The organism is Bacillus salacetis (assembly GCF_003581585.1).
GTDB lineage: Bacteria > Bacillota > Bacilli > Bacillales > Bacillaceae_B > Rossellomorea > Rossellomorea salacetis.
This window is the reverse complement of the sequence record NZ_QXIR01000001.1, coordinates 247,622-272,919: the sequence shown is the minus strand read 5'-3', so window position 1 is coordinate 272,919 and position 25,298 is coordinate 247,622. Positions and strand designations below refer to the sequence as shown.

Below are 25,298 nucleotides of genomic sequence, written 5' to 3'. Positions count from 1 at the left end.
AACTTCCTTGGTAATGATGTTATAATACTTTTAGTAAGTTATTAATTTCGAGTTTTTTCAACAATATCTTCTATCTCTATAACACATAAGTCACTTAAGACCTGGAAATAAGACATCTTCGATCGAACACTATAAATGTTTAACTTGGGTGGTAAAAAAATGATTAAAATGAAAGACGTATATAAACAGTATCCGAACGGGATAATGGCGGCAAACGGATTCGATATACATATAAAACAAGGTGAATTCGTTTATGTCGTAGGCCCAAGCGGTGCTGGGAAATCTACCTTCATCAAGATGATGTACAGGGAAGAGAAAGCGACCAGGGGTGAAGTCACTGTCAATGGGATTGACCTGACCAAGCTGAAGGCCAAGCAGGTGCCATACTTAAGAAGGAACATCGGTGTGGTATTCCAGGATTTCAAACTTCTTCCGACCCTTACAGTCTATGAAAATATCGCTTTTGCACTTGAAGTCATTGAGGAATCTCCAAAGAATATCCAAAAAAGAGTCATGGAAGTCCTTGATCTGGTAAAGCTGAAGCACAAAGCCAGAATGTTCCCGGATGAATTATCAGGAGGGGAACAGCAAAGGGTTTCACTGGCGCGTTCCATTGTGAACAAGCCGAAAGTCATCATAGCAGATGAGCCCACAGGAAACCTTGACCCTGAAACATCCTGGGAAATCATGAATGTTTTTGAAGAAATCAACACACAGGGAACTACCGTGGTGATGGCCACACATAACCGGGAAATCGTCAACACAATCAAACACCGTGTAATTGCCATAGAAAACGGCAGAATCGTCAGGGATGAACAGCGAGGTGACTACGGTTATGAAGCCTAGAACATTAGGAAGACATTTTCGGGAAAGTTTGAAGAGCCTTGGAAGAAACGGCTGGATGACTTTTGCATCAGTGAGTGCCGTTACAGTAACATTGCTTCTTGTCGGTGTATTCGTAGTTCTGATGCTCAATATGAATAAGATTGCCACGGATATAGAGAAAGATGTAGAGGTCCGGGTTCTCGTGGAACTGGGTACTGAACAACCGCAAATTGAAGAAATGCAAACGAAGATTGAACAAATAAATGGAATTGAAAGTATTGAGTTTTCCTCCAAAGAAGATGAACTGCGTAACTTGATGGAAGATATGGGGGAAGATTTTCGTCTGTTTGAACAAGAAAATCCTTTATACGATGTCTTTGTAGTAAAAGCGGATGATCCATTGGATACCAAGCGGATCGCCAATGAAATAAAAGGGTATGAAAATGTTAATGATGCACTTTACGGGGAAGCCAAGATCGAAAGGCTATTCAGCTTCCTGCAGATGAGTCGCAATGTTGGTTTGGTATTGATAATCGGACTGCTCTTCACGGCAATGTTCTTAATCTCCAATACAATTAAGATCACAATCGTTGCCCGCAGGAAAGAGATTGAAATTATGAAACTAGTCGGTGCTACAAACTGGTTTGTACGCTGGCCGTTCATCTTAGAAGGATTATGGCTGGGGATCCTCGGCTCTATCATTCCGATAGCAATAGTATCTACGGGTTATTATTATGCTTATCAGTACATTGAACCAAAGTTGCGAACGAGCTTTATGCAGATACTTGAATATACCCCGTTCATTTATCAAGTAAACATCCTGATCATCCTTATGGGATGCCTGATCGGGGCTTGGGGTAGCTTTATGTCCGTCAGAAAGTTTTTGAAAGTTTAATAGGTTGATAGAAGCCGAAAGGAGCATGTCGCTTGAAAAGGAAAACATTAGTTACTTTATCAATTGCCGCAACACTAACAATCGGAAGTCTTCAAACTATGGGGGTAACAGCCAGCGCTCATTCTTCCGTTAATGAACTGAAGAGTAAACAGGAAGAAGTGCAAAGCAAGAAAGAGGACGTCAACTCCAAAATCGATGAAAAGACAAGTGAAATCAGTGATAATGTTTCACGCCAGGAAAAAATCAAAGCTGAAATTGCCGCTTTAGATACAAAGATCCGCGATACGGAAGAGAATATTAAAGAGAAAACAGCTGAGATTGAAAAGACAAATGCAGAAATCGAAAAGCTGAAAGGTGAAATTGAAGAACTTAAGAAGAAAATTGCTGAGCGTAATGAACTTCTTAAAGAACGCGCACGTTCCATGCAGGAAAAAGGCGGATCTGCAAGCTATATGGATGTGCTCCTTGGCGCAGAGAGCTTCGGTGACTTCATCAACCGCATCACTGCAGTAAATGCAATAGTCAGCGCAGATAAAAAAATCATTGATGAGCAGAAAGCTGATCAGGCAGAATTAGAAAAGAAGCAGGCTGAAGTAGAGGACAAGCTTGCCAAGCTGGAAGATGACAAAGCGAACCTTGTCATTCTCAAGAAAGACCTCGACAGTCAAAAAGGACAAAAGAATGCTCTTTTCAAAGAGCTTGAAGCCGAGCAGGCACAGCTGAAAACAGAGAAGACAGAACTTGTGGCACATGCTAATGAGCTTGAAGAACTCGAAAAGAGAATCGGCGGCCAGATCCAAGCCGAGCAGGCGCGTTTAGCCGAGCTTGCACGCCAAAAAGAAATTGAGCGCCAAAAACAGCTTGAAGCACAGCGTAAAGCTGAAGCCGAGAGGCAGGCTGCCCAACAAGCAGCTCAGAAATCCTCAGGCGGAAACAGCAATGCTTCTGCAGCACCGGTCCAATCGACACCTGCAGTCTCTGAAGGAAGATGGACAAGACCTGCTTCAGGGTATATTACGACTGAATACGGATATGATATGTTGAATGGAAAACCTCGTTTCCACTATGGAACAGATATTGCAGCCGGCGGAAGTGTGCCGATCGTAGCTGCTGCAGATGGCTATGTCATCAGAAGCGAATACAGCTCAAGCTATGGTAATGTTGTTTATATGACACATTCCATAGGCGGCAAAACGTTCACGACTGTATATGCCCATATGTCAGCATCAATGGTAGGCAATGGACAGTTTGTTGAAAAAGGCTCAAGAATCGGAACAATGGGGAACACAGGATATTCCTTCGGGCAGCATTTGCATTTTGAATTGCACCAAGGCCCTTGGAATGCAGCAAAATCAAACTCTGTTAACCCGCGTAAATATATCAATATGTAAAGACTGCAAAACCGCTGAAAGGATTTTTCAGCGGTTTTTTTATTGGCTCTTTTCGTAAACTTTGTTGCTATTCAATATGAATTTCAACTAATATCCTGGTAAATCATCGGGAAAACCCCTGTGAGCAGGAAAGAAAAGAGCTGCTCGTTTTTTTTTCGAGAGTAAAACCTTTGTATACAGGGGAAAAATCCGGCACCTGGGATTTTTCCGATAGCAACAAAATATGCGAAAACAGCCTATTTATTTGTCCTGAAAGAGCCAGAAATCAATAAAAGGCATGATCCCTAGTAATCCTGCAACGAGGCAAACCATCAGGGCTCCCAATTTATTTTTGTCCTTCCAAATCAGCCGTGCATACCGAATGGAATAGTAGGCTAGATACGAGCACAATACAAGGGTAAACCAAAACATCCTGTCACCACCATCAGTCAGTAATCATTTTCTTGTTTCGGGGCCTGAGCAGTTTTCCGAAGCCTTCCAGCTTCACATGCATGTTCACCTTTACATCCGCATCAGGGTAGGACTTCATCCAGTCATATTCCTGATATTGCTGGAGCGTGAAAAACTTTCTCCTTGCGGTCAGCGACCAATCGAAAGCTTCTGCCTTCAATTCCTCTTGTGTCTTTCTCACAAAATCCCCAGCAAGTGATTCGAATCGTTTTTCCATGTATTTGTCCAGTAGTTCTTGTTTAGAAAGGTCCTCTACGTAATTGACCATACTTGGAATCGATAGAACTCTTATTTCCAGCCAAGCGTCCACCGTGATGACAGGCTGAGGTTTGCTGACATCCACATCCACAGTCGTTTTGGTATTTGTCGCCTGACCGGTGATCCGGAACTCCTCCATTATGGGATCCGGGAACGTGAATGCAATGTCCTGGGGATTCAAACCTGCATTCAGAATGGTCATGATCCGGACTTCTTCACCAGTCAAAGCTCCAACCATTTTCCCGTCGCGGATTGCGGCGCTTCCGATGATGTGCACCGGGGTTCCTCCTTTTTTATATAGTTCACCCGGCAGATAATCATCTTCATTCTTTTTGGTATCGGGTTCAATCTCTTTCGATGTAGTATAGGTTGCCATGGCCAAACCGGAATCTGCCTCAATGTCATGGAGGATCTGCTGAAGGTCTGCTTTCGGGACTAACGCATTCGTCTCCCATCTCCTTGAAATGAAATCATAGAATTTGTGAGGACTGGCTTCGAATGCCGGCTTATTGTTCCGCAGATATTCATCGGCTCTTTCTTTGGAAACAAGGAGGATCATATCCCTTCTCACCTCAGGATCCCTTCCCAAAGCACCAATGCCTTCCAGAAATTTATCAGATTTCGCAAATCTTTCACTTACAATGATAGCTTTGGTATGGTAGAAATTGATATTTCGTGTTTCCCCTACATTCAGCATGTCACGGGAAGAGATCAGGTCCGGCATCCTGATCGTAATAGTTTTGTATTCCTGAGAACCCGGCTGGCTGCCTGGACTCCCCGCCTGCGGGTCGGCCAGCTGGTACGTAATGTCGAGCCCGGGTTCATCATTTTCCGGCAAGTCGACACCTATGACAAGAACAAATCCTTCTTCTTCCAGTTCGATTTTGTCGGCACAGCCTGTCAGTATAATCAAGCAGGATGCCAGCAACAGCAGCAGTCTCATTTTTTAAATTCACCTCGCAGTTTTGCAACAATCAGGAGCGTGACCGGGATCATGAACAACATGATGGAGGTTATTGTCAGGATGATGTTGCTCCTTAAGATCAGCACATTTTGGACCACATTTTCCGGCATAAGCCCTAACATGATTGCCAGAATCGCAAAGGGGAGAATCAACGGTTCAAACTCTTTGATTTTAGCAGTATAAGCAAAAAAGGCTGTTGAAATATATAGGTAAATGGCAAACCGGATCAAGCTGGCCACACTCCAAAAAGCAAAAAACAGTGCTTCTATATGAGACACATATCTTCCAAAGGTCACCATCCTGGATATTTCATGAAAAGGATAGGCAATATATTCGATTGATGGGTAATCGAAGTACATGATGTAGACGGCAAAGAAAACCATTAATTCCAGAGTGGATACAGCAAGGCCAAACAGGGTGGCTTTTTTAAATGTTTTATAGTTCCTGAAAAAAGGATAGAGAATCGAAAAAAACAGCAGGTCGCTGGTGATGGAGGCATAACTCACACTCCGGGCAGCTACTTCCTTTAAACCGTATCCCGCTATAGGGAAAATATATCCGAAATGAAGCTCACTCCATAATAGGATCACGATGAAAAACAATGATACTTTGATATATGGGAAGGTGATCCAGGCAGTTCTTCCGATTGCCAGCAGCCCGCGGTTGGCAAGGAAATAACTCGATACTATGAGAACAAAGTAAAGGTGGATCGTGCTGGTGGAAGGGAAGTACATTGTGTTGATGATATCCACGTAGCTTCTGCTGTCCACAATTGTTGCGGAAAAGGCAATCAGGAATAGAAGCATCCCGATGATGAAACCGAAAAATTTCCCTGTAATCCTATAGGTGATGTCAATAATGTTTTTGTCTTCATAATGCTTGACCAGAATGAGAATGCAAATGAGCGGTATGATCATGATAAGTCCGGATATGAGTGGAATGACCCAAGCTGCCTGGGCTGTCTCCTTGTATAGAAGTGTGGCGGTCATATCAGTGAACTTAATGCCCAGGGTAATGGTGATCATTGCGAACAATTCCCGGGTGCCAAGCTTTCTATCCTGAGGAGAGATCATTCGCTGTTTTCTCCTTTCGGCTTTTTCATTTTCTCTTCTTCAAGCGGAAAAACATTTAACGGTCGCAGCCATTGCTTCCAGATCGGCGGACGGATGACAAGGTCCTTTGAAGAAGGATAATGCGGTGCCATCGGTGAAAGAAAGGGTACATCAAAGGATGTCAATGTCGTTAAGTACCCGATACACATGGTGATGCAGATGCCGATTCCGAGGAACCCCCAAAGACTGCCAAACAAAAGAAAGATATAGGTCGACAGCCGAATCATGTAGCTGAACGATAGGTTTGGTATTGCAAAAGATGCAAGTCCGGTGATCGCAATGACGATGACAAGAATCGGACTGATAATGTTGGCTTCAACAGCAGCCTGCCCCAAAATCAAGGCGCCGACGATCCCGATTGTCGGGCCTATAGGACTTGGCACTCTTACGCCGCCCTCCCTAATCAGTTCAAAGGCAATAAGTAGCATTATCACTTCAAAGATGGCGGGAAATGGGACTTCCTCCCGAGTAGAGGAGATGGCCAGTACGAGATCGGTCGGGAGCATCTCGATATGATAATTGGTTACAGCAATATAAGTGGCAGGTGTCATGATGGTAATGAAAATCGCCATCAGACGCAGAAACCTTGTGAAGTTTCCGTATGGCCATCTTGAGTAATAATCTTCAGAGGTATGGAAAAAGGACCAAAACGTGACAGGTAGGACGAGGCTGCTTGGTGAACTGTCCATCAGCAGGACAATATGCCCTTCATTGATGAAACTAACTGCCCTATCCGGTCTTTCCGTATATAAAACGGTAGGGACCAATGAATAGGGGCGCTCTTCAATGTGCTGTTCAAGGAGACCCAGGTTTTGCACCTCATCAGACTTGATTTGTTTAAGCCGTTTTTTTATTTTTTCAAGTAGATTTGGATTGGCAACGTCGTTTAAATACATTAGAGCCACCTTGCTCAGACCTTTATCCCCGACAGTCACGTATTCTGTCACCAGTTCAGTTGAACGCAATTGTTTCCTGACCAGGGAGATATTCACTGCGATGGACTCGATGAACGCTTCTTTCGGGCCTTTTAAAACAGCTTCATCTTCAGATTTTTCCACGCCTCTTTTTTCAAAACTCGCTGTTCCGAATAGGTAGGCTTTATCTTCACCATCAACGAGAAGTACAGAATCACCCATCAAGAGGTTGGAAACGATACTGTTAAACTGACAATCCTCTTTAATATCCTTTATGGGAACGGAATTAGCAAAAAAATCGAGATTTAAATGGTCTTCCTTATTTTGATTCGGAAAGGGAGAAATCAATTGCGGAAGCAGTTCTTTCTCGATCAGCTGGCTGTCGCTCATCCCGTTGACAAAATAGAGAATAGCTTTCCTGTCAAAAGCAGAAATAGTGAAAGGCCTGACCGAAAGATCCTGGTTGCATGGATAATTGAACGTTTCCTGCAGCTTCTCTGCGTTTTCATCGAGTGAAAAAGTCAAACCGGAACACTGCGTTTTTTCTTTCTCTTTTTGCTGTCTATTCTTAAGCACGATTCTCCACCTCCGATACTTCATAGCGTGTACAAGAATTGCTTAGTTATGTAATTAATGGCTCTTGAAGATTAGAAATTTTGGATGAAAGGGCTTGGGATGGACCTGAAAAATTTTAAAAGGTGTATAGAAGGCGGGGAGAGTCCAAAAAGGAGGCGGAGTTTGAGTGAAAAGGCGCGTAGAAGGAGGTTAGAGTCCAAAACGGAGTTGGGATTGGAATGAAAAGGCGCGTAGAAGGGTCGTAGAGTCCAAAACGGAGATGTGAGCTGAATCAGAAGGCGTGTAGAGCCCGAAATGGAGATAAGCCGTGATGAAAAATGCGCATAGAAGGCATACAGTATCAGGGAAGGGTTTTTACTTTGTTCAAAATTTAACCGGCGGTTACGGTTCGCCTGCTGTTATGATAGGAGATAGTGTAGTGCTGCATAAAATTGCAGGGAGGTATGGGTTTGAAATGGTATAGTATCGGCGCGTTCAGCTCTCCTTCCGCATGGGCGGCGCTGGCCGCAGCTTTTATCGTGACAGGGATATTTTTACGGCTATATTTTGGAAAGAATAATAATGAATGGTTCGGGAACAGCGTCTTTTATTTTATACTGACCTGGAAACTGAGCATCATATTGTTTGATTTTGCAGGTGTCATCAGGCAGCCGCTGTCCATCCTTTACTTTAATGGAGGTTCTAATGGATTCTGGCTAGGTGCAGCTGCAGCGTTGTTATACATATTTTTTAAAGGGGAGAAGCGGCAGCTCATCATTGCGTGGATGCTGGTAGTGCTTGTTTATGAGGGAGCTTCTGATTTCCTTGCTGACAGCGGCACGATGATGAGTGCCCTTATTCTCCTGATTAGCTTCTGCCTTTTTTATCTCCTCTTGAAAAGGGGAAAAGCGGAGGTTTGGTTATTGCTTTTTATAGTCATCCAGCTGCTGAATAATTTTTTCCAGGGATCAATCATATCCACTGAAAGCATGGCTTATTTCATTATAACGATATGCGTGCTGGCAATGAGTAGAATAAGGAGGAGTGCTCCATGAGCAAAAAAATCCTGGGTATTGGGCTGGTTGCAGTTCTGGTGGGTTTATTCATCGGGAATATCATCATGAATCAGTCTTCTAAAAAGGAAATGGAAAAACAGGTTGCAGAAGAGCTGCAAGAATCTGGTCTGGACGTCGAATTCGGGAGTGAGGGTCCAGGAAAAGGGGACGCTGCACCGGATTTCACCTTGACGACCTTAGAGGGGAAAGAAGTGTCGCTTTCTGATTATAAGGGAAAAAAAGTGATTCTTAACTTCTGGGCAACATGGTGTCCGCCGTGCCAGGCGGAAATGCCGCACATGCAGGAATACTATGAAAAGTACCGGGAAGAGGCCAATATCGAAATGCTTGCGGTCAATCTGACAACCATAGATGAGGGTCGTCCGGCCATTGAGAAATTTGCCAAAGAGTATGGACTCAGCTTCCCGATTCCGCTGGATGAGGAGGGAACCCAGGGCACTATCTATCAAGCCCAGACCATCCCCACTTCCTATATGATTGATACGGAAGGCAGGATCCAGCATAAGATTCTTGGTCCGATGAACAAGGAAATGATGATCCAGCTTGTGGAGTCCATGGATTAACACCTAGGGGGACAGTCCCCTGTTACTTTAGCATAACAGGGGACTGTCCCCCATCGCGGTAGTGCGTTAAAACAGTAAAGCATGACAGACGGAATCTGCTGGCGTATAATGTAGAAAAAGCGTTTTCTACTAGAAAAGGGGTTCTTGAAGATGAAATTCGACACAAAAGTTGTTCACAGCACGCTGCATAACCGCAGCATCAAAAGCAAAACCACACCGATTTATCAAACCTCTGCTTTTTCATTTTCCTCTTTGGAAGAACTGGAAGGGTTCTATGAAGGGAAATCCCCTTATCTATATACAAGGTCCGGCAATCCGAATACCGATGAACTGGGTGCAATGACAGCTGCTCTTGAGGATGCCCCTGCCGGCGTGGCAGCAGCATCGGGACTTGGGGCAATTCTGGCCGGGATATTGGCGGTGACGGAAACCGGCGGCCATATCGTAGCTGCTGAAGATATCTACGGAGGCACGTATCATCTTCTGAACGAAGAGTTGAAGACATTCGGAATCACCATCTCTTTTGCTGACTTCAGTAATCCGGAAGAAATTGAAAACAGTATCACTCCGGAGACGAAGCTTCTTTATAGTGAAAGCATCACGAATCCGTTTTTAAGGGTGGAAGATATTAAAGGAATGGTGGCCATTGCCCGGAAACACGGCATCCGCACTATGATTGATAATACATTCGCTACTCCTTATCTGCTGAATCCTTATAAGGAGGGTGTGGATATCGTCGCTCACAGCGCGACCAAATACATAGGCGGCCACAGTGATGTGACGGCTGGTGTGACGACGGGATCGGAAGAATTAATGGAAAAAGCAAGAAATAAAGTCATTAACCTCGGCCTCAACCTCAGTCCGCACGAAGCATGGCTGACGGTCAGGGGCTGCAAGACTTTATCTCTCCGGATGAAGCAGCAATGCCGGAATGCTGAAAAATTGGCTGAAGCCCTCGATGGATATGATGGTGTAAAAAAAGTCTATTATCCTAAGACTGCCTCGGAAAAAGGAAACGGAGCCATCGTGACCATCGAGCTTTCCGAAGAAAGGGATATCCACAGGTTTTTCACAGGGTTGGACTGGGTGAAAATCGTGCCGACATTAGCAGGAGTGGAAACCACTGTCTCCTATCCGCAAGGGACTTCCCATCGTGCTTTATCAGAAGAAGCGAGGAGTAAGATCGGCGTAAATGCCCGGGTTGTCCGAATTTCAGTCGGTATAGAAGATGAGGAAGATATCATCAAGGCATTCCGGGATGCTGTCGATTCCTCAAAGTAGACAAATGCCTGCCAATGGCATATCGAAATGCTTGTAAAAAGGCTATTTCCGCTTATATTGTTGCTTTCGGCAAGATTCCAAGTGCCGGATTTTTCCCCTGTATTCAAAGGTTTTACTCTTGAAAAAGAACGAGCAGCTCTTTTCTTCCCTGCTCACTGGGGTATATACGATTGGATTTTATATTGAATAAAAACAAAGTTTACTAAAAAGAAATCTGAAGGGGTGCAACGTCCGTGGCGATGCACCCCTTCAAATTCATCATTAATGTAAAAAAATTCTGAAAAGTAGTTGACCTTACAAAAACAGTCAGTTATAATCCAATTCATACGACATATATATTTCATAAGTAAATCGATATCTCTTATCGAGAGCGGCGGAGGGAATAGGCCCTATGAAGCCCGGCAACCTACAGGCAGTTTTTTTTGCCTGGAAAGGTGCTACATCCTACAGGCTGTAACCAGTCTGGAAGATAAGAGGAGGAGCATTGACCTTTCAAGCCCTCTTCTTAGCGGAGAGGGCTTTTTCGTATGCCATTCCTCTTCGCTTCCAGTCCATTTTTAAAAATTTGAGGAGGAACCAGTTATGACACATCATCAATTCGACCCGGAAACACTATTATTGCATGGAGGCCAGGAGCCGGATCCCGTTACCGGATCACGTGCGGTCCCGATTTACCAGACGACTTCTTATGTCTTTAATGACACGGAGCATGCACAGAATTTATTTTCATTAAGCGAGCCCGGAAACATTTACTCACGGATCGGCAACCCGACGGTCGATGTTTTGGAAAAGAGGATTGCGCTGCTTGAAAAAGGAGTTGCGGCAGTGGCTGTTTCCTCTGGAATGGCGGCCATTTCCCTGGCGATTTTAAATATAGCGGGAGCGGGCGATGAGATTGTTGCCTCATCAAAGCTTTACGGAGGAACCTACAACCTCTTTGCCGTAACCCTTCCCCGTTATGGTATCAAGGTGAAATTCGTGGACAGCACCGATCCTGAGAATATCCGGAATGCCATCACGGAAAAAACAAAAGCGGTTTTCGCTGAGACGATCGGGAATCCGAGCCTGAACGTCCTCGATATTGAGAAAGTGGCAGATGCTGCCCATTCCAACGGCATCCCTTTGATTGTGGATAACACATTCCCATCTCCTTATGGATGCCAGCCGATTCAATACGGAGCAGATATCGTCATCCATTCTGCTACAAAATGGATCGGCGGACATGGGACGGCCATCGGCGGTATCATTGTCGACGGCGGCCGATTCGATTGGAACAGCCCGAAATTCAAGGATTTCACCGAGCCGGACCCTAGCTACAACGGCCTTCGGTATGTCGATGTCGGCGAAGCTGCATATGCAGTGAAGCTGAGGGTGCAGCTTCTGCGTGACTTGGGTGCCTGCTTAAGCCCCCATAATGCGTTCCTTCTGTTACAAGGGCTTGAAACACTGCATCTTAGAGTTCCCAAACATAACAGCAATGCCCTGGAAATCGCCCGTTACCTAAAGAAGCATCCATCTGTGGACTGGGTAAGTTACCCGGGGCTGGAAAACCATCCGGCAAATGCCTTGGCTGAAAAGTATCTTGCCCACGGCCATGGTTCGATTGTGAACTTCGGCATCAAAGGCGGAAGGGAAGCAGGCCGGAAATTGATAGATAACATAAATCTGTGGTCACACGTGGCCAATGTCGGAGATGCCAAGTCCTTGATCATCCATCCGGCTTCTACCACGCACCAGCAGCTGAGCAGCGAAGATTTGAAAACGACTGGTGTGACGGAGGAACTCATCAGGCTTTCCATCGGCCTGGAATCAGTCAAAGACCTGCAGGCGGATCTTGACCAGGCGATTACTAAAGCTGCTGCAGCAGCTGCTTCTGTCTAAAGAATGAGCCAGGCAATCTATCAAACCGGCAGTGTCAGGCTGGGAGATCTCCAGCTGGAAAGCGGCAGCCATCTCAGCAGTGTGGAATTGGCATACGAGATGGCGGGGAAAGCATCTGGTCCCGTCATCCTTGTCTGCCATGCCCTGACAGGAAGCCATCTCAGTATCGGAACGGAGGACCGGCCGGGCTGGTGGAGGGGACTGATCGGTCCTTCAGCCTATATTGATACAAATGAATTTTTAATTGTGACCTTTAATGTCCTGGGAGGTTGTGACGGATCCACAGGCCCTTCTTCAATCAATCCTGTCACTGGAGCCCCTTATCGAATGACATTTCCCGAGCTGACTGTAAGGGATATGGTAAATGCCCAATTCAAAGGTCTTGAGAAGCTTGGGATTTCCTCACTGGAAGCGGTAATTGGAGGATCGCTTGGAGGGATGCAGGCTCTTGAATGGGGCCTGCTTTATCCTTCGTTTGTCAAAAAAGTATTTTTGCTTGCGGGCACTCCGTATTTTTCAGACTATGGAATTGCCTTTAATGCAATTGGAAAAACAGCCATTATATCAGACCCTGGCTGGCGGGGAGGGCACTACGAAGAACCTGCCGCAGTGAATGGCTTGAAAGTGGCAAGGATGGCCGGCATGGTCACCTACCGATCGGGGGAGCTATTCGAAAAGAGATTCCAGCGGACCAAAGCCTCTGACTCTCTCTATCAAGTGGAATCCTATCTCCTTTATCAAGGAGAAAAATTGGCCGGCCGGTTTGATCCCAACAGCTATTTGTACCTGATGGCTGCGATGAACAGCCACGATATCAGGAAGGGGCGAGGCGGCTGGAGAGAAGCGGCAGCACAGTTCCGCCCTGAATTGACCGCCATTGGTTACACACACGATTTGATTTACCCGCCTGAAGTGATCAGGGAATTTTGCGGACTCGTATCCTTGTCGGCCTTTTATGAAATACAGACCCTCTTTGGCCATGATGGTTTTTTGACGGAATTTGAAAAGTGGGGCCATTATATTTCAGGGCACTTGGAAAAATAGATAAGGAGACTCATAACTTGTCCCCATCCTGCATATAGTTTCAATAGCAAAGACATCGCACCGCTGTTCAAGCGTTTTTGTGTGGTGTCTTTTTTATCAAAGGCTCTTTTCGTAAACTTTGTTGCTAATTGATACAGATTCAAGGGTTTATCAATAATTCATCTGAAAACCTTTGTAGATAAGAAAGAAAAGAGCTGGTCTCCCTGATGAGAATAATACTCTAGTATCCAGGGGAAAAATCCGGCTTTTGGGATTTTTCCGAAAGCAACAATTTATGCGAAAACAGTCTTATCATAAAAGGTGCTGTTGGAGCTTTTATATAGGAGGGAACGGAATGGATCAGCGTAAAAGCCTTATTATCATAGCGGCCGCTTCCCTGTTTGCCGGTGCAGGGGGGATGTATGGCGGGATGAGCCTGAAGGAATCGTTCACCAGCAATGCAGAAGGAGAACTGGCAGGCGGGGGGCCGGTGAGTGACAGGCTTCATAAAGTCGAAGTGGCTTACGATCTTATTGCAGATAAATATGTAGAAGAAGTGGACAAGGGGGATCTGGTGGAGGGAGCGATCCAGGGAATGCTTGAGACATTGGGCGATCCCTACTCGGTCTATATGGATGCCAAGACAGCGTCGCAGTTCAATGACTCTCTCGGTTCATCCTTTGAAGGAATCGGTGCGGAGGTGACGGTGATGGATGGAAAGCTGCTGATTGTGGCGCCGTTCAAGAATTCGCCGGCTGAAAAAGCAGGGTTGAGGCCGAATGACCAGATCCTGAAAGTGGACGGAGAGAATATCACTGGCCTGGATTTATATGAAGCCACCTTGAAGATCCGCGGTGAGAAAGGATCTTCAGTTGAATTGGAGATAATGAGGGAAGGTCTGTCAGATTCGATCAAAGTCAGTGTGAAAAGAGACGAAATTCCACTTGAGACCGTTCATTCAGATGTGAAGAATGAGAACGGAAAACATTATGGAGTGATTGAAGTCTCCTCATTCTCTGAAAACACGTCGAAGGATTTTAAAAAGCAGCTGGCAGAGCTTGAAAAACAGGAGCTCGCCGGGCTGGTCATCGATGTCCGGGGCAATCCGGGCGGGCTGCTGTCGAGTGTCAATGAAATGCTTGCGGAACTGGTGACGGAAGAGAAACCATATGTACAGGTGCAGGAGCGGAATGGGGATACGCTGAAATATTTCTCGGAAAACAAAGAGAAAAAGCCTTATCCGATCACTGTCCTTGTGGATGAAGGAAGTGCCTCGGCATCCGAAATCCTTGCTGGAGCGTTAAAAGAAGCGGGCGGATATCCGCTGATCGGGACGAAAACATTCGGTAAAGGCACAGTCCAGCAGCCATACCCGATGGGGGACGGAAGCAATATCAAGCTGACGATGTTCAAATGGCTGACCCCTAAAGGCAACTGGATCCATAAAAAAGGAATACAGCCTGATATCATGGTCAAGCAGCCGGCTTACTTCTACTCTCATCCGCTCGAAACAGAGAAGCCGCTTGAAGCTGAAATGAACAATGAGCAGGTCGCGAATGCACAGCAGATGCTTGAAGGGCTTGGGTACAGTCCCGGCCGGACAGATGGATATTACAATAAAAAAACGGAAGCAGCTGTCCGGAGTTTTCAGCAGAAGCATGACCTGGGTACAACCGGGAAGATCGACAGCGAAACAGCTGCCAAGCTTCAGGAAGAAATCTATATAGCTGTAAAAGATGAAAAGAATGATGTGCAGCTGAAGGCGGCTTTGGATTATTTGAAGAGGCTGAATTAAGCGGACAAGGGACTGGGGATCGGAAAAATGATACAAAGCGGCGGCGGACAGGAGGTATTGCGTAGATTTGTTCCTGTCAAGCGAGCCGCAGCAGATAGACTGCAAGGACAATGACCCGGTCAGACCCGGGTCTTTGCCTTGTTATTTAGAAGTACCGGTTTCTAATCTCCATCAGCTCCAAATCCGGGAATTCCTTTTGATTCAGTTTCCCCAGTATATAGGCCAGCGATGCCAGGCTTTCCTCCAACTGTGCTTTTGAAAGGGCACCCAAAGAACAGGCTTCGTGGAATTCATCCATATCAACCACATGGTAGCTTCCGTCCTCAAAGACACGGATATCGATCAGCAAATCGTGTACACAAATCAAGTCTTCCCTCTTCTTTTCATATTGAACGATATCAATCAGCCAGCCATTATGCGAGCTTTTGAAGCCATAAGAAAATTGCAGTCCGAGATCGAGCTGATAAATGATGATGAATTTTCTTCCGGAGCCTTCAGGAGGAAGTTCTAAAACAAGTGAATCGTTCAGAGCCAGAAATCGGTTGGGTGTATGCTGACTCAGGGCGCGGGCTTCCTTTAACCGAATGGCTTCCTCAATTATATCAGGGCTTTTCTTTCGGATATCCCTGGTGTATTTCAACCCTCCATGTTCTCTTCCGACATGGTTCCAGTAAACTACGACATTCATTTTGCATTCCTCCCGACAATCGTCACTTAATGATTCGCCAGGACGCGGCAATTTCCTTTATATTTCCCGGGAAAATATGTGTTTGTCGAACGACTGGAAAAATTAGTAGGGTGATAATGTGAGAATTCAATAGGTTTTACCGTCCCGATTTGATAAAATGATAGAAAAGATTAACACGTTGAGGATGGTGAACACCATTGGTACAGCATTGGCTTGTGGAAGTTTTGAAGGCAGGCGGCAAGCTGTTTTTGAATCCGCTGTTATACTTCTCTATTATAATGGCTTTATTCAGCGGCTTTTTCCGTGTGAAAAGGGAAAGACGGGAGCTGCATACCAGGATTTATGACATGTATCATGAATTGCGTTTTTTATTTCCCCTGGGGCTTCTGCTTGGACTGGGATTCTCGCTGTTGACCATCGGCGCGGGACTTGTGATCCCCGTTGGAAGTTTACTGGTGATCGGGGCCGTCACCGTCGTGTTGGCGCTGACATTCAAAACAAGGCTGCTGACACCGGCCTATACTGTCGGATTGGGGTATTTCCTGCTGCTGGCAGTGCGTTATTTTGGGATTGAAATCCCTTTTTTCAATACATATATCGAGCAGCTGAATGAAGGTTTGCTGAATGCTGTTGTCGTTTTGCTGGGAACTTTGCTTTTGATAGAAGGTGTGTTGATCAGCCACAGCGGCTGGAAGAAAACGTCTCCCAGGCTGATAAGGAGTTCCCGCGGACTCAAGGTCGGTGTCCAGGAAGGAAAGAAGCTTTGGGTTGTGCCGATGTTCCTCCTGGTTCCTGTTGGTCCACTGGATCTGCCTTGGGACTGGTGGCCGGTCTTTACGGTCGGCTCCAGTACATATTCTCTGGTGTTATTCCCATTCCTTATTGGTTTCGGCCAGCTTGTGAAAAGCACACTTCCGCATATCAGTATTAAGGAAGCGGGCAACCGGGTGTTCTGGCTCGGCGCTTTGGTGCTGACGATTGCTGTGGCGGGCTACTTTGCGCCATATGTTTCAATTGCCGGAGCTGTCCTGGCGATCATTGCACGTGAATGGCTGGCTTACAGACAGAGGGTGCAGGACAGTGAGAGGTCCTATTATTTCTCGAGGAAATCCCAGGGCTTGATGATATTAGCCATTCTTCCGGGGTCTCCGGCCGAGAAGATGTCGCTTGTTTCAGGTGAAATGGTCACGAAGGTGAATGGATTCCATGTACAGACGGAAGAAGAATTCTATGAGGCTTTGCAGCAAAACAGGGCCTACTGTAAGCTTGAGGTAATCGATACAAACGGCCAGATCCGTTTTGCACAGGGAGCTCTTTATGAAGGTGATCACCATGAGCTTGGAATCATCTTTGTTGAGGAAGACCGTGAATGGTCGTCCAAGGTTGGATATCATTTTGTGTAAAAAGATAGAGTAAGGGTGCTGGCGATAATCAGCTCATTGCCCGTTTTATAAGCCTTGTGGGATATTCTCTCATAAGGCTTTTATTTTACAGAAGCCCGTTTTCAGAAAAAAGTGTAACTTTATTTGCGGATTCCCGTCCACTTCAATAACGGGAGTTTAATTGGCAGAAAGGAGTGTATATTGTGATTAAAAAGCTTATTGCTTTAATGGTTGTGCTTTTTTCAATCGGAATGACGGCAGCTTGCGGGATGAGTGTCGAGCAGGGTGAAGATTCCGGCACAAATGAGTCAGGGAATGGCTCACAGGGTAATGAGGGGAATGAGGAACCTGATGATGAAATAGGTGGAGAAGAAGGGGGGCAGGGAATCGTGGCAGGAGAGATCGAACCATCTCTTACGAAAAATGAGAACGGCCAGTTTGTTTATACCGTTAAGAACCAGACAGAAGAAGAAGTGACGTTCCAGTTTTCAAGCTCTCAGCGTTATGATTTTGCCGTGAAGGATTCTTCCGGCAAGCAGATATACTTGTATTCCAGCGCGGCGGCTTTCATGCAGGTATTGGGTGAAGAGACGCTGGCTCAGGGAGAAGAGCTGTCTTATACGATTAAGCTTCCGCCTGGAGAAGAGCTTAAAGGAGGCACCACATTGGAGGTGTGGCTGACTCCAAAAGGCGGCAAAAAGGCACCGATTTCGATCAAGATGAATCAATAGCATGGATGGGCAGCAGTCATGTGCATGGCTGCTGTTCTTTTTTTAGAGATGCTTTAGCGCACTAACGCAAGTGGGGACAGTCCCCTGATACGTTAAAGTGATAAAGTGCACAAAGAGAAATGGGGAGTGGAGATGATAGGTTATAAGTTTGTCAAGGGGTACAGGGGAAATGATATCTTAAGGGAGAGCTTCAATCAGCTGGCTTATGATACATTTGGCATCAGTTTTGAGAAGTGGTATAAGCTGGGCTTTTGGACAGACAAGTATGAACCGTATTCTTATATTGACGGTGATAAGGTAATTGCAAATGTATCGGTCAATCAAATTGATCTGGTCATTGATGGAGAACACAGGAAGGCGATTCAGATCGGTACAGTCATGACCCATCCCGATCATCGGGGAAAGGGCCTTTCAGCGGAGTTGATGAAGAAGGTCATGGAAGACTATCAGGGTGCCGATATAGCCTATCTTTTTGCAAACAAGACTGTCCTTGAATACTATCCGAGGTTCGGCTTTAGTCCAGTCGGGGAGCACCAGCCGCTTTTAAAGCTGGAGGCTGTGCGGGGGAAGGAACTTCCTCTTAAGAAACTGGATGGCTGCCTGCAGGAAGATATTGATTTCATATATGATTTGGCCCAAAGGAGGAAGCCTGTTTCAACGAAGTTCAGTGCGGCAGGGAATGCAGAGTTGCTGATGTTTTATTGTACATATGCATTCCCGGATGATATTTACTACTGTCCTGAAAAGGAAGCGGTCATCCTGATGAAGGTGGAAGGGGAGACGATGCATTTGTTTGATGTGATCTGTTCGAAAGAAATAGATATTGAAGAGCTGGCTGCTGGACTCGCTCCGGCTGAAGTGAAAGAGGTCCTTTTTCATTTCACAGTCGAAAGCACTTCGGATCGGCTGATATCAGTGCCTTTCAAGGGTGAAGAGGTAATGTTCGTCATAACCGCAGAAGGATTGGTCCTGCCGGAAATATTCAAGCACCCGATTACATCACAAGCATAAATCAACTCCCTTTCATTTCGGAAGGGAGTTTTTTATGCTGCTGAACTTTAGTCCTTTAAAGCGGTGGGGGACTGTCCCCGGCTGCTTTAAAGCGCTAAAGTGCCCCTGCTTTTTGTATGGTATAGAGGTGTTCTGCGAAAGCTATTTGAAAATACGCAGACAGGAGGGTTTGGAATGGCGGTTTGCAGTTTCAGGCAGAGGGAGTTGTTTTTCGAGGATATCGGGGAAGGGAAACCAATCCTATTGATCCATCCCCCGGGGCTCGGCCGGAAATCATTTATATACCAAAATCCCTTGAAAGAGCAGTTCCGCTTGATCATTCCGGACCTCGGGGGACACGGTGATTCTCCATGCGAAGGGGATTACATAAGCATCGATACTTATGTGGATGAGATCAAAACGATTCTAGACCATCTGGATATCAGCAAGTGTGTTCTTCTGGGGTATTCGGCCGGTGGAGTGATCGCGCAGGAATTCACCTTTAAATTTATCGAAAGGGTGGAAATCCTCGTCCTTGCAGGCGGATATCCAAAAGTGCAGACTGTCAGGCTGAAGGTCATGCACCTTCTCGGCATGCGGACCATCAGGGAGCGCCCGCAATTGATGATCAATGTTTTAGCAAAAGCGCACGCCAAGACCCCGGAAGCTGAACAGGAGCTTCGCGCGCATATGGAAAAGGCTAATTTCAACATATGGTATCACTTTTATAAGCAATCTTTATATTATGACTGTACAGACCGGATTCTCCAGCTTAAGGTGCCGCTGCTTCTAATATATGGAGGGAAATCCGACTGGATCAACAACCAATATCGGTTATATAAGGACCATCCCGGACACGAGCTGGTCATCCTTGAAAAGGCAAAGCATCAGCTCCCGACTCTCTTTTCCAATTCTTTTAACAAAGCAGTATTTTATTATGTTAAAAAAATGTTGAAGAGGGAATGAAAAGGAGTATAATAAATGAAACCTAAAAATAGAGACTAGTGTTAGAAGGGAGCAGGAATTATGGGGATCCACCATTATTTCAAAAGCCTCTCGGACGTGGAAAAACTCATTCGCTGCCCGGGAAGATTCAAATATCAGGACCACAATGTCGCAAGCCATTCATTCAAAGTCACCAAGATAGCCCAGTTCCTGGGGACGGTGGAAGAGCACAATGGAAATGCCGTCAACTGGAAATCTCTCTATGAAAAAGCATTGAACCATGACTATGCGGAGCTTTTTACAGGCGATATCAAAACCCCTGTGAAGTATGCATCCGAAGAACTCCGAAGGCTCTTCAGCGAGGTAGAAGAAGAGCTGGTCACCAAGTTCATCGACCAGGAGTTCCCCGAAGAATATCAGGATGTGTACCGCGAGAGATTCAAGGAAGGGAAAGATTCTACCCTTGAAGGCCGGATCCTTTCTGTTGCCGACAAGATCGACTTGCTGTACGAATCCTTCGGCGAAATCCAAAAAGGCAATCCTGAACCGCTCTTCCTGGAGATTTACGAAGAAGCACTTGCCACCATCCTGAAATTCCGGGAGATGGATTCAGTGCAGTATTTCCTCGATGATATCCTGCCGGAAATGCTTTCGGAAAAAAACATTCCGCATGAACAGCTCAGTGAAATGACGAAGAAGATTGTAGAAGGATTGAATACATCGAAAGAATAAACTATCTCTTCCATTCCGATTTTTGGTACTATAGATGTAACGGATTTTTTTGAGGAGAGAGTACTATGATTTCTAAATATATATTGGGCCTGTTCCTGCCCGGACTGCTCGTTGTCCTGTTTACACGGGTCACTTATAACCATATTGTCGGTCTGATACTGACGGTCGCCCTGATAGCGGCTTCCGTTTACAAAGGATACACCGACACCTGGGCACTGATTGTCGTGGACGCGGCGTCCCTGACAGCAGGCTTTTGGTACAGCAATCGTATGCGTAATAAAGCGAAGAATCACGGATGAAGCCCTGAAATTTTCAGGTGCTTTTTTATTTTGGGAAAAAAGGTTGTTGATAAAAGATGAAATTTTGTGGATAATTTCAAGTTATCCCCAGTTCATTCGATTGGTTCATGAAATAGTCCACATCTTATCAACGGTAATTTGAGGTTATCAACAAATAATCCACAAAATCCACAATCTATCCACATTTTTATTAACAAGGTTCATGCCTGTCTGTTCTCGAACTCTTCTAATATGAAAAATAAAAAATAAAAGGGGAGATTTGCATATGTACGAAAGACTTGTTTCCTGGGTCGAGGAAATAAAGGATAGAAATCAAAGTCCCGGGACGGCGCTGTTTATCATAAAAGATAACCGGACAGTGCTCGAACATTACAGCGGCAGACTTTCTAACAGTTCCGGAGCCTCTTCAGTCACCGGCAGGACGAGGTTCAACATCGCCTCTGCCCGAAAAAGCTACTTGGGTCTTGCGGCGGCTTATGCTGTTTTTGAAAGGAAGATCGGAAGCCTCGATGATGCTGCTGCGGAATATTTTCCGGAATACAGCCGTGACTTGCTTGGCAGCACAACCATCCGCCATCTTATTACCCATTCCCATGGGTTGCATCTTGATGAAGCCGGCCGGCCTTTCCGTGAGTTCCCTCCAGGGGAAAATTGGGCATACCGGGGTATCAATGTGCTGATGATGACTGATTTGATTCAAAGGCTTTATGGTAAAAGTTTTCCACAGCTTCTGAAGGAAAGAGTGTTTGATCCATTGGGATTTCAAGAAACCGGGTGGGAAACAACACCCAGTGAACATCTCGCTAAAGTGGTTGTGGATCCCGGGGAAAAAGCGATCTCCAGCCTTGGTGCAACAACGGATGGGATGGAGTCCAATCTTTTCGTATCTGCAAGAGAGCTTGCGCTTTGGGGAAACCTTCATCTGCAAATGGGAAAAGTCGACGGGAAACAAATCGTTCCCCGGGAAGTCATAGAGCTTGCGACTTCGAATCAAAGTCCTTCCTATAAAAAACGAGAGCTGCCGCAAAACGGTTTTTTCTGGTATGTACAAGGTGATCCTGCCGCTCAAAGTGAATTGGGAGAACTCGTACCAAAAGGGTCCTATCAGATCCTGGGAGTTACCGGCCCAGCCATTCTCATGATTCCTGAATATCAGGCGGTGGTTGTAAAAATGTACAACAAACGGTACAACTATGGCGGAGAAAATTATCTTCATTATTTAAGAGAATTCAGCAATCTTGCAGCAGACTGTCTGCGGAAGGAGGAAGTCCGTTGACAAAGTGGCAGAGAAGGGTAGTGAAAACCACCAGGGGGACGTTTGAGATCTTTACTGCTGGAGAAGGTGAACCGCTGTGTGTCACGCATCTCTATTCTGTTTTTAACGAAAGCGGGGATTATTTTGCCGATGAGTTCACAAGCACCCGCAGGGTCATTCTGGTGAACCTGCGCGAAGCTGGAAGTTCGGTTGGAGCACAAGAACATTATCAGCTCAGCATGCTTGAAACCATTTTTGATCTGGAAGCTGTCCGTGAAGCGCTTGGATATGAACAGTGGATTTTTGCCGGGCACTCGACCGGGGGGATCCTGGCGGTGATTTACGGGATCTACTTCCCCGGAAGCCTGAAGGGATTGGTGGCAGCCGGTGCGGCCGCAAGGGATTATTACACTTTTTCAAAAGAATGTATCTACCATTCCGGCCATCCGCAATTTCAGGTCATGCAGGATTATAATGAACGCCTGAAGCAACAGACCCTATCAGCAGCGGAGAGAAAAGAAATATCCATAAGCCGGACAAAGCTGTCACTCTTCAAGCCTGAAAACTATCATGACTACTTCCATAAAAAAATCCATAAAGGCCTGTCAGCCGTACGCATGAATTTCATGAACAGGGAATTCCAGCTTTTTGATGTCACAAGGAAGCTGAAACTGGTCACTGCTCCTGCCTTGATCATCTGCGGAAGGCATGATGTTCAATGCCCATTGGAGTATTCCATTGAAATGGCGGAAGGGATACCGGATTCTGAACTTATCGTGTTTGAAAACAGCAGCCATTATCCTTTCTTGGAGGAGAACGGTCTCTTCCATAGAAAAATCTCTTCATTCTTAAAAAGGATTGACCGGCTGTGATGCTGGTTTTTTTCTTTTTTATATGGCTCTTTTCAAGGACTTTGCTGCTATCCAACATGAATTTCAAATAAGCTCCTCCTTGTAGCAGGAAAGAGAAGAGCTCAGCTTTTTTTGAGAAGTATGCATGGGGACACAGGGCTTTCCTTTTATACTAAACTCCTTTTTACCGGTGGGGCCAATCTATAGAAATATCCACGGTCAGAAAAAAACAGTATCAAGGATAAACTCCGCCACGCTGAATTTCCAGAGTGAAAATCTGTATGAATGCAGCTCTTTATTAAGCATCCAACAAACACGAACTTTTGTTCGCTTATTGTTGGTTTTTTGCAGTGAGCTTGTGGTAGAATGAGATTATTGAGCAGAGAGGCTTTAGAGAATGAGCTAACAGGGTATATTTGATATAGATAAGTCTATTTGAACGGGAGGCAGGATGGTGAAAGATCAATTTAATTTGCAATCGAAATATCAGCCGGAAGGAGACCAGCCGGCGGCCATCAAGGAAATTGCCCAGGGCATCCGCGATGGGAAAAGGCATCAGACCCTGCTTGGGGCTACAGGGACAGGAAAAACCTTCACTGTTTCAAATGTCATTCAGCAAGTCAACAAGCCCACCTTGGTGATTGCCCATAACAAGACCCTTGCCGGACAGCTTTACAGTGAGTTCAAGGAATTTTTCCCCGACAATGCGGTTGAATATTTTGTCAGTTACTATGATTACTACCAGCCGGAAGCGTACGTTCCGCAGACAGATACATTCATCGAAAAAGATGCGAGCATCAATGACGAAATCGACAAGCTTAGGCACTCGGCGACATCAGCACTGTTCGAACGGAAGGATGTCATCATCATTGCCAGTGTTTCCTGCATTTACGGACTCGGTTCGCCTGAGGAATACCGGGATCTCGTCGTCTCATTAAGAGTAGGGATGGAAATTGAACGGAATCAGCTGCTCCGTAAGCTGGTGGATGTGCAATATGCCCGGAATGACATCGATTTTAAGCGCGGGACATTCAGGGTCCGCGGCGATGTTGTCGAAATCTTCCCGGCTTCAAGGGATGAACATTGCATGAGGATCGAATTTTTCGGAGACGAAATTGACCGGATCAGGGAAGTCGATTCACTGACCGGCGAAATCATCGGCGAGCGGGATCATGTCGCGATATTCCCGGCATCCCACTTCGTTACCCGTGAAGAGAAAATGAAGATCGCCATTGAAAATATTGAGCAGGAGCTCGAAGAACAGCTGAAAGTCATGAGGGAAGAAAATAAACTGCTTGAAGCCCAGCGCTTGGAGCAGAGGACGCGCTACGACCTTGAAATGATGAGGGAGATGGGATTCTGTTCCGGGATCGAGAACTATTCCCGTCATCTGACGCTCCGTCCTGCGGGATCGACACCTTATACTCTCATTGATTATTTCCCTGATGACTTCCTGATTGTCATCGATGAATCGCACGTGACCCTTCCGCAGATCAGGGGAATGTTCAACGGTGACCAGGCGCGGAAAAAAGTCCTTGTCGATCATGGGTTCAGGCTTCCGTCGGCAATGGATAACCGCCCGCTGAGATTTGAAGAGTTTGAACAGAAATCGAATCAGCTCGTCTATGTATCCGCGACACCGGGTCCATATGAAGAGGAGCACAGTCCTGAAATGATTCAGCAGATCATCCGGCCGACCGGCCTGCTGGATCCGGAAATCGAGGTCCGTCCGATTGAAGGGCAGATCGATGACCTTATCGGTGAAATCAATGAGCGGATCGAGAAAAACGAACGCGTACTGGTGACCACCTTGACGAAAAAGATGTCGGAAGACCTCTCGGCATACCTGAAGGAAATCGGGATCAAGGTACAGTACCTGCATTCGGAAATCAAAACACTCGAGCGGATTGAAATCATCAGGGATCTCCGGATGGGTAAATATGATGTCCTGGTCGGGATCAACCTCCTGAGGGAAGGGCTTGATATACCTGAAGTGTCGCTGGTGACCATCTTGGATGCGGATAAAGAAGGGTTCCTGCGTTCCGAGCGTTCACTTATCCAGACAATCGGCCGTGCTGCCCGGAATGCCAACGGCCACGTCATCATGTATGCAGATAAGGTGACGGACTCGATGCAGAAGGCACTGGATGAAACGAAGCGCCGCCGTGAAATTCAAACGGAATATAACAAAAAACACGGGATCACTCCCCGGACAATTCAGAAGAGCATTCCGAACCTTATCCGTGCGACCCATGCTGCAGAAGAGCAGGAAGAGTATGCAGGGCCGCAAAAGAAGGTTTCAAAGCTTACCAAGCCAGAGAGAGAAAAGCTCATTGCCAGCTTAGAAGGAGAAATGAAGGAAGCGGCGAGAGCGCTGGACTTCGAACGTGCCGCCCAGCTGCGTGACACGATTCTAGAGTTAAAAGCGGAAGGATGACCGGT

The 25,298-nt window shown here is 46.0% G+C and carries 23 protein-coding genes and 1 riboswitch; of the genes, 18 read left to right on the top strand and 5 right to left on the bottom strand.

Annotated features, from left to right (window positions below):
• Positions 1-159 precede the first annotated feature (159 nt).
• From ftsE to D3H55_RS01335, 3 genes are read left to right on the top strand one after another with little or no spacing between them, the layout of a single operon-like run.
• Positions 160-846, top strand: coding sequence for a cell division ATP-binding protein FtsE (ftsE, locus tag D3H55_RS01345; protein ID WP_119545094.1), 687 nt, complete (start codon positions 160-162; stop codon positions 844-846).
• Positions 836-1,720: a permease-like cell division protein FtsX gene (ftsX, locus tag D3H55_RS01340; protein WP_119545093.1), complete on the top strand. Its 885-nt coding sequence runs from the start codon at positions 836-838 to the stop codon at positions 1,718-1,720. The genes ftsE and ftsX overlap by 11 nt, the downstream gene beginning before the upstream one ends.
• 32 nt (positions 1,721-1,752) lie before the next feature.
• Positions 1,753-3,111 (top strand): murein hydrolase activator EnvC family protein, encoded by a 1,359-nt coding sequence (locus D3H55_RS01335; protein WP_119545092.1) that lies wholly within the window; start codon positions 1,753-1,755, stop codon positions 3,109-3,111.
• 240 nt (positions 3,112-3,351) lie between these two features.
• On the opposite strand, the gene D3H55_RS23965 is transcribed toward D3H55_RS01335, so the two are convergent.
• Genes D3H55_RS23965 through D3H55_RS01320 form a run of 4 tightly spaced genes read right to left on the bottom strand, consistent with a single transcriptional unit; the run spans position 3,352 to position 7,385 of the window.
• Positions 3,352-3,522, bottom strand: coding sequence for a hypothetical protein (locus D3H55_RS23965; protein ID WP_168412918.1), 171 nt, complete (start codon positions 3,520-3,522; stop codon positions 3,352-3,354).
• A gap of 13 nt (positions 3,523-3,535) precedes the next feature.
• Positions 3,536-4,762 (bottom strand): Ger(x)C family spore germination protein, encoded by a 1,227-nt coding sequence (locus D3H55_RS01330; protein ID WP_119545091.1) that lies wholly within the window; start codon positions 4,760-4,762, stop codon positions 3,536-3,538.
• Positions 4,759-5,856, bottom strand: a complete 1,098-nt coding sequence (locus D3H55_RS01325; protein WP_119545090.1) for a GerAB/ArcD/ProY family transporter — start codon at positions 5,854-5,856, stop codon at positions 4,759-4,761. The genes D3H55_RS01330 and D3H55_RS01325 overlap by 4 nt, the downstream gene beginning before the upstream one ends.
• A complete protein-coding gene (locus D3H55_RS01320; RefSeq protein ID WP_240628447.1) occupies positions 5,853-7,385 on the bottom strand; it encodes a spore germination protein in 1,533 nt (510 codons plus the stop codon). The genes D3H55_RS01325 and D3H55_RS01320 overlap by 4 nt, the downstream gene beginning before the upstream one ends.
• 449 nt (positions 7,386-7,834) lie before the next feature.
• Here D3H55_RS01320 and D3H55_RS01315 point away from each other — a divergent pair, with 449 nt between their 5' ends.
• The 6 genes from D3H55_RS01315 (at position 7,835) to D3H55_RS01290 (ending at position 14,983) form a co-directional block, all read left to right on the top strand.
• Positions 7,835-8,419, top strand: coding sequence for a hypothetical protein (locus D3H55_RS01315; RefSeq protein ID WP_119545088.1), 585 nt, complete (start codon positions 7,835-7,837; stop codon positions 8,417-8,419).
• Complete coding sequence (locus D3H55_RS01310; RefSeq protein ID WP_119545087.1) at positions 8,416-9,003, top strand: redoxin domain-containing protein; 588 nt, start codon at positions 8,416-8,418, stop codon at positions 9,001-9,003. Before D3H55_RS01315 ends, D3H55_RS01310 begins: the two co-directional genes overlap by 4 nt.
• Positions 9,004-9,153: 150 nt before the next feature.
• Entirely contained in the window at positions 9,154-10,284 is a 1,131-nt protein-coding gene (locus D3H55_RS01305) for a trans-sulfuration enzyme family protein (RefSeq protein ID WP_119545086.1), read from the top strand.
• A gap of 358 nt (positions 10,285-10,642) precedes the next feature.
• Positions 10,643-10,760, top strand: a riboswitch (SAM riboswitch).
• A 106-nt stretch (positions 10,761-10,866) separates the two neighbouring features.
• Positions 10,867-12,165, top strand: coding sequence for an O-acetylhomoserine aminocarboxypropyltransferase/cysteine synthase family protein (locus tag D3H55_RS01300; RefSeq protein ID WP_119545085.1), 1,299 nt, complete (start codon positions 10,867-10,869; stop codon positions 12,163-12,165).
• Between the two features lie 3 nt (positions 12,166-12,168).
• A complete protein-coding gene (gene metX, locus D3H55_RS01295) occupies positions 12,169-13,209 on the top strand; it encodes a homoserine O-acetyltransferase MetX (protein ID WP_119545083.1) in 1,041 nt (346 codons plus the stop codon).
• 334 nt (positions 13,210-13,543) lie between these two features.
• Positions 13,544-14,983, top strand: coding sequence for a S41 family peptidase (locus D3H55_RS01290; RefSeq protein WP_119545081.1), 1,440 nt, complete (start codon positions 13,544-13,546; stop codon positions 14,981-14,983).
• 145 nt (positions 14,984-15,128) lie between these two features.
• Here D3H55_RS01290 and D3H55_RS01285 read toward each other — a convergent pair whose 3' ends face one another.
• The gene (locus D3H55_RS01285) at positions 15,129-15,671 is read right to left on the bottom strand and encodes a DUF402 domain-containing protein (protein WP_119545079.1); all 543 of its coding nucleotides are present in this window, start codon (positions 15,669-15,671) and stop codon (positions 15,129-15,131) included.
• Between the two features lie 197 nt (positions 15,672-15,868).
• Between D3H55_RS01285 and D3H55_RS01280 the strand changes: the two genes are divergently transcribed.
• From D3H55_RS01280 to uvrB, 9 genes are all read left to right on the top strand, one after another.
• Positions 15,869-17,074, top strand: coding sequence for a PDZ domain-containing protein (locus D3H55_RS01280; protein ID WP_119545077.1), 1,206 nt, complete (start codon positions 15,869-15,871; stop codon positions 17,072-17,074).
• A 182-nt stretch (positions 17,075-17,256) separates the two neighbouring features.
• Positions 17,257-17,784, top strand: a complete 528-nt coding sequence (locus D3H55_RS01275) for a BsuPI-related putative proteinase inhibitor (protein ID WP_119545075.1) — start codon at positions 17,257-17,259, stop codon at positions 17,782-17,784.
• A gap of 132 nt (positions 17,785-17,916) precedes the next feature.
• A complete protein-coding gene (locus tag D3H55_RS01270) occupies positions 17,917-18,795 on the top strand; it encodes a GNAT family N-acetyltransferase (protein WP_119545073.1) in 879 nt (292 codons plus the stop codon).
• A 174-nt stretch (positions 18,796-18,969) separates the two neighbouring features.
• Complete coding sequence (locus tag D3H55_RS01265) at positions 18,970-19,740, top strand: alpha/beta fold hydrolase (protein ID WP_119545071.1); 771 nt, start codon at positions 18,970-18,972, stop codon at positions 19,738-19,740.
• Between the two features lie 60 nt (positions 19,741-19,800).
• Complete coding sequence (locus D3H55_RS01260; RefSeq protein ID WP_119545069.1) at positions 19,801-20,451, top strand: HD domain-containing protein; 651 nt, start codon at positions 19,801-19,803, stop codon at positions 20,449-20,451.
• Between the two features lie 65 nt (positions 20,452-20,516).
• On the top strand, positions 20,517-20,750 hold the full coding sequence (locus tag D3H55_RS01255) for a CsbA family protein (protein ID WP_119545067.1): 234 nt from the start codon (positions 20,517-20,519) through the stop codon (positions 20,748-20,750).
• A gap of 259 nt (positions 20,751-21,009) precedes the next feature.
• On the top strand, positions 21,010-22,026 hold the full coding sequence (locus D3H55_RS01250) for a serine hydrolase domain-containing protein (RefSeq protein WP_119545065.1): 1,017 nt from the start codon (positions 21,010-21,012) through the stop codon (positions 22,024-22,026).
• Positions 22,023-22,877: an alpha/beta fold hydrolase gene (locus D3H55_RS01245; protein ID WP_119545063.1), complete on the top strand. Its 855-nt coding sequence runs from the start codon at positions 22,023-22,025 to the stop codon at positions 22,875-22,877. Before D3H55_RS01250 ends, D3H55_RS01245 begins: the two co-directional genes overlap by 4 nt.
• A 433-nt stretch (positions 22,878-23,310) precedes the next feature.
• Entirely contained in the window at positions 23,311-25,293 is a 1,983-nt protein-coding gene (uvrB, locus tag D3H55_RS01240; RefSeq protein WP_119545177.1) for an excinuclease ABC subunit UvrB, read from the top strand.
• Positions 25,294-25,298 lie beyond the last annotated feature (5 nt).